The sequence below is a fragment of the Methylophaga sp. UBA4204 genome (genome assembly GCF_002379485.1).
GTDB lineage: Bacteria > Pseudomonadota > Gammaproteobacteria > Nitrosococcales > Methylophagaceae > Methylophaga.
This window is the reverse complement of the sequence record NZ_DFTU01000042.1, coordinates 5,538-10,464: the sequence shown is the minus strand read 5'-3', so window position 1 is coordinate 10,464 and position 4,927 is coordinate 5,538. Positions and strand designations below refer to the sequence as shown.

Sequence of the window (4,927 nt, the reverse complement as noted above, 5' to 3'; positions counted from 1 at the left end):
CTGCTCACCACCCTGAATGCCCGTTATATGCACTCGGCATTTGGTTTGCGTTATTTATATGCCAATCTGGGTGAGCATCAATCCGCCGCCGAACTGATCGAATTCACTATTCAGGAACAACCGCTGAGCATTGCTGAAAAATTGCTTAGTTATCAGCCTGAGGTTATCGGTTTCAGTGTGTATATATGGAATGTCAGTGAAATTGAAGCCGTTGTTGCCTTATTAAAATCGATTAAGCCTGAAATCCGCATTATTCTCGGTGGCCCGGAAGTCAGTCATTCACCTGATTTGCCAAAAGTTTGTGAGCTGGCTGATTATGTGATTGCCGGACCCGGTGAACAGGATTTTCGTGAGCTTTGCGAAAAATTACTGAGCAATGAAAATCCTGCAACTAAATATATTAATGGCCGAGCAACACCACTGGAACAGTTGATTCTGCCTTATCGTTTTTACAACGATGAGGATATTCGTAACCGGTTGATCTACGTTGAAGCTTCCCGTGGCTGTCCATTTAAATGTGAGTTTTGTTTATCGGCTTTGGATAAAACCGCGACGGCCTTTCCACTCGATGAATTTCTCGCTGAAATAGATCAGCTGTGGCAGCGTGGTGTGCGAAATTTTAAATTTATAGACCGTACCTTTAATCTGAAAATCACCACCAGCATTGCCATTCTGGAGTTTTTCCTGGAACGCATGAGCGATGATTTATATCTGCATTTTGAAGTGGTGCCGGATAATCTGCCAGATAAATTGAAATCGGTCTTGCAGAAATTTCCGCCCAACAGCCTGCAATTTGAAATTGGTATTCAGACCTTTGACAGCGAAATCCAGGAACGAATCAGCCGCAAGCAGAACAACGATAAGAGCAAAGACAATATTCGCTGGTTGCGTGAACATAGCGGTGCGCATTTACACACCGATCTGATCTTCGGTTTGCCTGGCGATACCCTGGACAATTTTGCTGACAGCTTTGATCAATTAATCGCATTGAATCCTCATGAAATTCAGGTCGGCATTCTCAAACGTCTGCGTGGCGCGCCATTGAACCGGCATAATGAACCCAGTGATTTACGCTTTAATCCTCTGCCGCCGTATAACCTGCTCAGCAGCCGTGAAATCGACTTTATCACCATGCAACGGGTCAATCGTTTTGCCCGTTACTGGGATTTGATCGGGAACTCAGGGCGGTTCATCAATACCCTGCCGTTGCTGCTTGATGATCAACCGTTCTGGCATTTCATGACCCTGTCAGATCAGATTTATCAGCGTACTGGTCAAACTGCCAAAATTGCCTTGAAACGTCTTTTTGAACTGATTTATGTTGTGCTGACAGAAGATATGCATCAACCGGTTGAATTGGTCAAAGATCATCTGCGGCTGGATTATGCCCGTGCCGGTCTTAAAGGCCAGCCGGATTATGAAGCGCTGCCAACGTTAAACAAACCTGCCAAAGTCGGTATGGCCAATAAACGCCAGCGGTTTCATGCTTGAGTTTTCACAATCAAATTTGGTTATGAGTTAAATTAAGATGTTGGGTTTCGCACCTCACCCCAACCTGCCCTGCCCTTGAATGTTGGGCTTCACAAGCTCAGCGCCAACCTACGATCAGACACTAATATGGAATCAGATAAATCATTCACTCCCAGCCCCTGCATTGGCAAATGCGGTCTTGATACACAGGATATCTGTCGGGGATGTTTTCGGACGATGGATGAGATATTACGTTGGGAAAATATGAGTGAAGCGGACAGGCAGCTAACGGTAATCAACTGCAAAGAAAGGCGGCAGCGTAGAGCTAACGCACAGCGCAACCGTTAGACAATCAATTTGGCCAGTGTTTTAAATTCTGCATGGCTGGCATCGCCAAGCCATTCAAACAGCAGCGATTCGACATTACTAATGACCACGCCGGCATGGCGCATGCGTTGAATAGCATTGTATTGATTGGATTTTGAACGGGAGCAGACGCCATCTTCCGCCACATGAACACTGAAGTTTTCAGCCTGTAACGCTAAAGCAGTTTGCAATACACATATATGCGTTTCCATTCCCACCAGAATAACCTGCTGACGGTTAGTTGCAGCCAGTTGAAAGCGGAAATCCTCAGATTGCAGGCAGGAAAAACAGGTTTTCTCAATCGTTTTGGTGCCGACGGGCAAATTATTCTGTAAATCTGACTCTGTAGGTCCAAGTCCTTTGGGGTATTGTTCCGTCACAATAACAGGAATATTCAGCACCTTGGCGGCAGAAAGTAAAATTCTAATCTGTTTATTAAGGCGCTCACGTACTCCATCAGGCATGGCCTGAGCTAATTTCAGTTGAACATCAATTATCACTAAAACACTGTTTTCAGAATTTGCCATCATGGCAATAACCACTCCTCAGGTTCAGGGTACCAGCCATTGGTTAATTTGCTCGATATCATTCACGCTGACAATACCAGCAGCTTGTTTGAGTCTTAACGTATTGACGACATATTCATAGCGGGAGCGGGAGTAATCACGTAATGCGCTGAATAATTCTCGACGCGCATTCAAAACATCTACGGTTGTCCTTGTGCCGACATCAAAACCCGCTTCAGTGGACTCCAGTGCCTTTTTATTGGAATATACCGCCTGCTGCAGCGCATTGACCCGGCTAACGCCTGACATGACGCTGTTATAGGCGGCACGGGTCTGACGTATAATTGCTCGCCGCTGTTCTTCTTCATTTTGCATGGCTTCATCCAACCTGAAACTGGCTTCGCGAGTCCTTGAATTAACAACACCACCTGCATAGATAGGAATATTGATCTGCAACCCCAGAATTTTCTGATGCGTTTTATTGCTACCACTCAAATTGCTGTCACTTTGAGAGGTGTAACCCTTCTGCGCGACCAAATCCAGCGTTGGGTAATGACCACTACGTTCAAATTCTATATTTTCCTTGGCCAGTCCAACATTACTATTGGCAGAGAGTAATACCGGATTCATGACGATTGCCTGCTCACTCCACTCATCAATATTTTCTGGCTCAGGCTTGACCAGAGGTGTTTCTTCCTTTAATTAAGCCAGTTCACTGGGATATTGACCGGCGGTTTCCCGTAAAGCCTCGCGAGCATTTGCCAATAAGTTTTCAGCTTCAATAACGGCGGCAGTTGCCAGATCATAAGCCGCCCGGGCTTCGGTGACATCAATAATAGTAGCCAAGCCAACTTCAAATCGCTGATCAGCTTGCTCAAGTTGTTTTTCAATGGCTTCAAGTTCTGCCAGAGCAAAACTTAAATCATCTTCGGCGCCCAAAACAGCGAAGTAGCGCTCAGCCACACGAACAATCAAATCCTGTTCGACAAATTGATAATCAGCCGTAGCGCCTTCAATCGCAATAGTTGCCTGCCGTGATTGTACAAAGTTGTTACGTCGATAAATCGGCTGCACCAGACTCAGTGTATAACCATGATCGTTATATTCGCTGGAGCCACCAAAACGTTGGGAAGAGCTGTCTGTCCATACTTTACTGTTATTAGCGACCATATCTACTTGGGGCAAAAAGGCTGCATCAGCTTGATCTTCTAATTCACTCGTGGCAAGAAGCGACGCTGCCTGTGCCATTAATATCGGATCGCTCTGGACAGATAAATTATATATATCGACCAGATCCTGAACCGCCCATGCCGGCCTGGAAAATACTGCTGCGAAAAAAACTGCAATAAACAGCGTTTTCATTATCTATCCTTAATAAACTCTCATATTTTTGTCGATCTGCGCTGCCCAGGCATTCATGCCACCTTCGAGATTTATGACGTCGGTAAAACCCAATTGTTCTAAATATTGACCGACTTGTGCGCTGCGTTGGCCTGAACGACAAATCAACACTATCGGACTGTCTTTTTCAGATTCAAGTTCTTCAACATGTACCGGAATACTGTTCATTGGCATATGTTTCGCATTTTCCAGCATGCCATTGGCAAGTTCGTGTGCTTCACGCACATCAATCAGAATCGCTTCCTGTGCGTTTTCCTGCAAAAACTCATTTAATTGAGTTGCTGACATTTGTTTCATAACAAGCTCTCTGGGTTAAAAGTTAAATTCTGGTTTTGTTTCAGCATGCACCAATGGTGCGACCACCGTTTCAAATAAATTCTCTGTTTGCCATTGCCACTCGCCTGTGCGAGTAATGCGTTGCACATGCATTGCAGGTGCCTGCCCGGTGATAGCGACTAAATGGCCACCGACTTTGAGTGCATGGAGGTAATCTTCCGGTACCTGCTGACAGCTGGCTGTCAGGACAATAACATCAATGCGATCTGCCAATTTCCAGCCATGACTGGCATCACCACACTGCAAGTTTACATTTTGTAAGCCTGCAGCTTTTAATCGTGAACCCGCCAAAGTGGACAATTCTGCAAAATATTCAATACTAATGACGTTTAATGACAGTTGTGCAATCAATGCTGTAAAAAATCCACTGCCGGTACCGACTTCCAGCACCGAATCAGATGGTTTTAATTGCAGAAATTGTAATATTCGTCCCTCTTCCAGCGGTGTCCACATAAACTGACCACAGCCAATTGGTAATCGTGTGTCTGAATACGCCAACGCTTTGTAATCATCCGAGACAAACTGTGCCCGATCAATTTGCTGTAATGCCTTCAAAACTTCAGGATTGGAAACTTCATTGGGCCGCACTTGCTGCCAGACCATATTGGAATGCGCTGAATTCATGGTGAATGTCATGGATAATTCCTAAGTGGTTGCCGCTTGTTTTTATCAATCGGCTAGGATATGACCTTTCCAAAAGCGGTGCAACCGCATCTGCATTGAAGATGCCCGCTGCTAATTGCTATCTGACCACTGCTGTATGCAAGGTATACGAAGCAGAATTTGATTGTTCATGGATAACGAAGTTTATAAGCAAAAGAAGTGCTGGAGTATTAACTTTAACTGCG

The 4,927-nt window shown here is 45.1% G+C and carries 8 protein-coding genes; 3 read left to right on the top strand and 5 right to left on the bottom strand.

What is annotated here, in order from left to right; translation table 11 throughout:
• Positions 1-1,491: B12-binding domain-containing radical SAM protein (locus B3182_RS05910; RefSeq protein ID WP_292751942.1), on the top strand; the 1,491-nt coding region annotated here is incomplete at its 5' end.
• A 126-nt stretch (positions 1,492-1,617) separates the two neighbouring features.
• Positions 1,618-1,818, top strand: a complete 201-nt coding sequence (locus B3182_RS05905; RefSeq protein ID WP_292353459.1) for a DUF1289 domain-containing protein — start codon at positions 1,618-1,620, stop codon at positions 1,816-1,818.
• Here the strand turns inward: B3182_RS05905 and B3182_RS05900 are convergent.
• From B3182_RS05900 to B3182_RS05880, 5 genes are read right to left on the bottom strand one after another with little or no spacing between them, the layout of a single operon-like run.
• A complete protein-coding gene (locus tag B3182_RS05900) occupies positions 1,815-2,366 on the bottom strand; it encodes a hydrolase (protein WP_292411181.1) in 552 nt (183 codons plus the stop codon). The two genes, B3182_RS05905 and B3182_RS05900, sit on opposite strands and share 4 nt — an antisense overlap.
• A 21-nt stretch (positions 2,367-2,387) precedes the next feature.
• The gene (locus tag B3182_RS05895) at positions 2,388-3,002 is read right to left on the bottom strand and encodes a TolC family protein (protein WP_292354088.1); all 615 of its coding nucleotides are present in this window, start codon (positions 3,000-3,002) and stop codon (positions 2,388-2,390) included.
• A gap of 42 nt (positions 3,003-3,044) precedes the next feature.
• Complete coding sequence (locus tag B3182_RS05890) at positions 3,045-3,704, bottom strand: TolC family protein (protein ID WP_292353457.1); 660 nt, start codon at positions 3,702-3,704, stop codon at positions 3,045-3,047.
• Positions 3,705-3,713: 9 nt separating this feature from the next.
• Positions 3,714-4,040, bottom strand: a complete 327-nt coding sequence (locus B3182_RS05885) for a rhodanese-like domain-containing protein (RefSeq protein WP_292353456.1) — start codon at positions 4,038-4,040, stop codon at positions 3,714-3,716.
• Positions 4,041-4,055: 15 nt separating this feature from the next.
• Entirely contained in the window at positions 4,056-4,715 is a 660-nt protein-coding gene (locus tag B3182_RS05880; protein WP_292353455.1) for a protein-L-isoaspartate O-methyltransferase family protein, read from the bottom strand.
• On the opposite strand from B3182_RS05880, the gene B3182_RS05875 reads away from it, so the two are divergent.
• Positions 4,709-4,927 (top strand): hypothetical protein (locus B3182_RS05875; RefSeq protein ID WP_292751939.1); only part of this gene is annotated, 219 nt, incomplete at its 3' end. The two genes, B3182_RS05880 and B3182_RS05875, sit on opposite strands and share 7 nt — an antisense overlap.